The sequence below is a fragment of the Brevundimonas sp. genome, from assembly GCF_032107865.1.
In the GTDB taxonomy this organism is placed as follows: domain Bacteria; phylum Pseudomonadota; class Alphaproteobacteria; order Caulobacterales; family Caulobacteraceae; genus Brevundimonas.
In genome coordinates, this window is the sequence record NZ_DAMCNG010000034.1 from 15214 (window position 1) to 19351 (window position 4138).

Consider the following 4138-nt stretch of genomic DNA (forward strand, 5'->3'; position numbering starts at 1 on the left):
TTCCTGACCGACAAATTCTTCGACGCCGCCCGCCACCCCGACATCACCTTTCAAAGCCGTTCGGTCGAGCGCGTGGGCCTGGGCCGGGCCTTCAAGGTGCATGGCGACCTGACGGTGCGCGGCGTCACCCGGCCCGTGACCCTGGACGCCGCGCTGAACGGCGCAGGCGCCCATCCCATGACCGGCGCGCCTGCGGTGGGCTTTGCAGCCACGGCCGTCCTGAAGCGTTCGGACTTCGGCCTGACGGTCGCCCTGCCCATGGTGAGCGACGAGATCAAGGTCGAGATCACCCTCGAAGCCGTCGCCGATCAAGCAGCCGCCTCATGACCGACCAATACCTGCTGATCGGCCGCATCCTTCTTGTCCTGCTGTTCCTGCAAAGCGGGATCACAAAATCCATCCGCTTTCAGGAGGGGCTGGGCGAGGTGCGCGCCAAGAACATCCCCTTCGCGCATCTGGCGCTGCTGGGCACCATCGCCTTGCAGATCGTAGGCGGCGGCCTGCTGATCGCAGGCTGGTTCACCACGCCCGTCGCCGCCCTGATGGCCCTGTTCACCCTAGCCACGGCGGTGGTGTTCTATGACTTCTGGAACGTGAAGGGCGATCAGCGCGCCGCAGCCCTGAACGGCTTTTTCGAGCACATCAGCATCATCGGCGGCTTTCTGATCCTGATGGCCGCCGGACCAGGCCGCTTTGTGCTCTGAAATCACCACAGTGCAGGTTACACTCAACACCATACGGGAGCAGGAGAAAGCCCAATGATCGAACTCATCATCGAACAGCGCCGCAAGGATCTTGGCGGCTTTGAAGTCGGCCGCGTCCTGCCCTTCGCCAAGCGCCGCACGGTGGGGCCCTTCGTCTTCTTCGACCACATGGGGCCTGTCGACATGCCGGCGGGCATCCCCAAGACCGTCGACGTGCGCCCGCACCCGCACATCGGCATCTCGACCCTGACCTATCTGTTCTCGGGCGAGATCACCCACCGCGACAGCCTGGGCGTCCAGCAGGACATCCGCCCGGCCGAGGTCAACTGGATGACGGCTGGCAGCGGCGTCACCCACTCCGAGCGTTTTGAACGCGCCCGCCGCGAAGGTGCCATGCTGGAAGGCATTCAGGCCTGGGTCGCCCTGCCGGACGGCCAGGAAGAGATCGACCCTTCGTTCCAGCATGTCACCACCGCCGAACTGCCGACCTGGCAGGAGGGCGGCGTCAAGGGCCGTCTGGCCGCCGGCGAGACCATGGGCATGAAGGCCGGCGTCAGCACCTTCTCGCCCCTGCACTACCTGCACCTCGAACTGGAGCCCGGCGCGCGCTTCCAGACCCCGACCGACCATTCGGAAAGCGCGATCTATGTCGTCCAGGGCCTGGTCGAGATCGACGACGGCCGCCCCCTCGGCCACGGCCAGATGGCGGTGCTGGAGAAGGGCGTCGCCTCGGTCATCTGCGCGCTGGAACCGTCAACCGTCATGGTGCTGGGCGGCGAACCGATCGGCGAACGCTTCATCGACTGGAACTTCGTCTCCTCGTCGAAGGACCGCATCGAACAGGCCAAGGCCGACTGGCGCGCCGGACGCATGAAGCTGCCGGACATGGACGATCAGGAGTTCATCCCCCTGCCGCCCGATCCGACGCCGCCCGCGCCGGCCATGTCCTAAACGACAGCGCTCTAACCGGCGACTGAGCTTGAAGGCCGACGCAGGACCGCCTGCGTCGGCCTTTTGCCTATGCCTGAGCGAGCGTGGGCGGCGGGGCCGCGTCCGTATCCTCCTCGCCTCTCGACACCACCGTCGCGACGACCAGGTCGCCGGTGACGTTCAGCGAGGTCCGGCACATGTCCAGGAAGCGGTCGACGCCCAGGATCAGGCCGATCCCTTCCGGCGGCACGCCCACCATGGCCAAGATCATGGCGATGACCGGCAGCGACCCGGCCGGAACCCCCGCCGTGCCGACGCCGCCCAGGATGCAGACCAGCATGACGATCACCTGCTGACCCAGAGTCAGGTCCACGCCGAAGAACTGGGCCAGGAACAGCACCGTCACACCTTCGAACAGGGCGGTGCCGTTCTGATTGGCGGTGGCGCCGACGGTCAGGACAAAGCGGGCGATCTTGCGCGGCAGACCCAGTTCCTGTTCGGCCACGCGCAGCGACACCGGCAGGCTGGCGTTCGACGAGGCGGTAGAGAAGGACACCACCATGGCCTCGCGGATGTCGCGGAAGAACTTCAACGGCGACATGCCGCCGAACAGCCAGATCATCAGCGGGTAGACCACGAACATATGGATCGCCATGGCCCCCACAGCCACGGCGACGAAGGCGCCCAGGCGGATCAGCAACTCCCAGCCGAATAGGGCCGCCAGGTTGAACATCAAACAGGCGATGGCGATCGGCGCGATGCGGATGACGAGGTTGATGAGCTTCATCATCACCTCGAACAGGCCTTCGATCGTCTGTTGCAGCCGGTCGGTGGCCGGGCTCTTGGTCATGACCAGGCCGACGCCGAAGAACAGGGCGAAGACCATGACCGGCAGGATCTGGTTCTCGGCCGCCGCCGTGAAGACGTTGGACGGGATCAGCTCCAGAAAGAAGTCGCCCGCCTGCACCGACTTGGGCGCATTGCCGACGATGGACGCTGCGCCCGCACGGCCTTGGTCCAGCAGTTGTTGCGCCAGCGCCGGATCAACCCCGTCGCCGGGCCGGAAGACATTGACCATCACCATGCCGATCAGCACGGCGACAGCGGAAATGAAGACAGTGAAGCCCAGGCTCTTAGACCCAGCCCGGCCCAGCGCCTTCAGGTCGCCCATCTCGGCCACCCCGATGACCAGGGCCGAGAACAGCAGCGGCAGAACCAGCATGAACAGCAGACGCAGGAATATCTGCCCCGCCGGCCCTGTGATGTTGGAGGTCAGCCATTGCACCCAACCGGCGTCCCCGCCGACGGTCAGATTGACGATGAGGCCTCCCGTGAGACCGACCAGAAATCCGATCAGCATCAACACATGAAGCGGCAGTCCGCGCTTGGCCGTGATCTCCATCCGGTCCCTTTCCCTATTCCCTCCCCTTTGGACTAACGGACAGGAAGGCCATAGATCAACCCACTAGGTCGCGATGACCATTGAGCATTCAATCCTCGCTCAAGATCCAGAGACGACTGCGCGCCCAGATTCCGGTTGAATATCTCTCCGTAATTCCCGCCCGCAGAAACGGCGTCTTTAGCCCATGTTCTCGACAGATCGAGGCTGGGTCCGAAGTCACCTTCATCACCCAGAAGGCGCCTCACCCTGGGGTCCGCGGAATTCTTGGCCATGTCTGCGGCATTCTCACGCGTCACGCCCAATTCCTCGGCCAAAATCAGGGCGTTGAGCGTCCAACGGATCACTGCGGTCCAGCGGTCGTCACCGCTGCGCACCACCGGCCCCAGAGGCTCTTTCGAGATCACGTCCGGCAGGATGACATGCTGTTGCGGGTTCGGCAGGGTCGTGCGCGCCGCCGCCAGAGCCGAGATGTCGGCGGTGAAGGCGTCGCACTCCTCGCGCGCATAGGCCTGGCGCGCCTCGCCCTCGGTGGCGACGACGACGGCGCGATACTCGATGCCCCGTCGGCGGAAGTAGTCCTCGGCGTTCAGCTCGGTCGTCGAACCGGACTGGACGCAGATGCGGGCGCCGTTCAACTCAGCCGCGCTGCTCAGATTGAGCGCGCGTCGCACCATGAAACCCTGGCCGTCGTAATAGTTGATCCCGGCGAAGCTGAGCTGCCCGCCGACATCGCGGCTCATGGTCCAGGACGTGTTGCGCCACAGGACGTCCACGCGCCCCTCTCGCAAGGCGTCGAACCGCAGTTCCGCCGTCAACGGCACGAAACGCACGGCGTCCGGGTCGCCGAAGATGGCGGCGGCCGTGGCGCGGCAGAAATCAACGTCAAAGCCCCGCCAGGCGCCCCGATTGTCCGTATAGGCGAAACCGACCAGGCCCTCGTGCACGCCGCAGTTCAAGCGTCCGCGCTGACGCACCGCCGCCAGCGTCGGGCTGGGTTGCGTCTCGGTTGCGACGGCCGGCGCCTGACGTGAAGGCTCGCGCGGTTCCGGCGCCTGCGGTTCAGTCGATCTCTGACAGGCGCCTGTCGCCAGGGCCAGCACCG

Annotated in this window: 5 protein-coding genes; 3 read left to right on the top strand and 2 right to left on the bottom strand. The window is 65.5% G+C overall.

The features are described from left to right. The 3 genes from RT567_RS05190 to RT567_RS05200 form a co-directional block, all read left to right on the top strand. Positions 1-327 (top strand): YceI family protein (locus tag RT567_RS05190; protein ID WP_313574789.1); only part of this gene is annotated, 327 nt, incomplete at its 5' end. After that, positions 324-704, top strand: coding sequence for a DoxX family protein (locus RT567_RS05195; RefSeq protein WP_313574790.1), 381 nt, complete (start codon positions 324-326; stop codon positions 702-704). The genes RT567_RS05190 and RT567_RS05195, both read left to right, overlap by 4 nt. Before the next feature lie 54 nt (positions 705-758). Beyond that, on the top strand, positions 759-1655 hold the full coding sequence (locus RT567_RS05200) for a pirin family protein (RefSeq protein ID WP_313574792.1): 897 nt from the start codon (positions 759-761) through the stop codon (positions 1653-1655). 67 nt (positions 1656-1722) lie between these two features. Here the strand turns inward: RT567_RS05200 and RT567_RS05205 are convergent, their stop codons facing one another. Beyond that, positions 1723-3036, bottom strand: a complete 1314-nt coding sequence (locus RT567_RS05205; RefSeq protein ID WP_313574794.1) for a dicarboxylate/amino acid:cation symporter — start codon at positions 3034-3036, stop codon at positions 1723-1725. Positions 3037-3068: 32 nt separating this feature from the next. Next, positions 3069-4136, bottom strand: coding sequence for an amino acid ABC transporter substrate-binding protein (locus RT567_RS05210; RefSeq protein ID WP_313574796.1), 1068 nt, complete (start codon positions 4134-4136; stop codon positions 3069-3071). Positions 4137-4138: the final 2 nt, after the last annotated feature.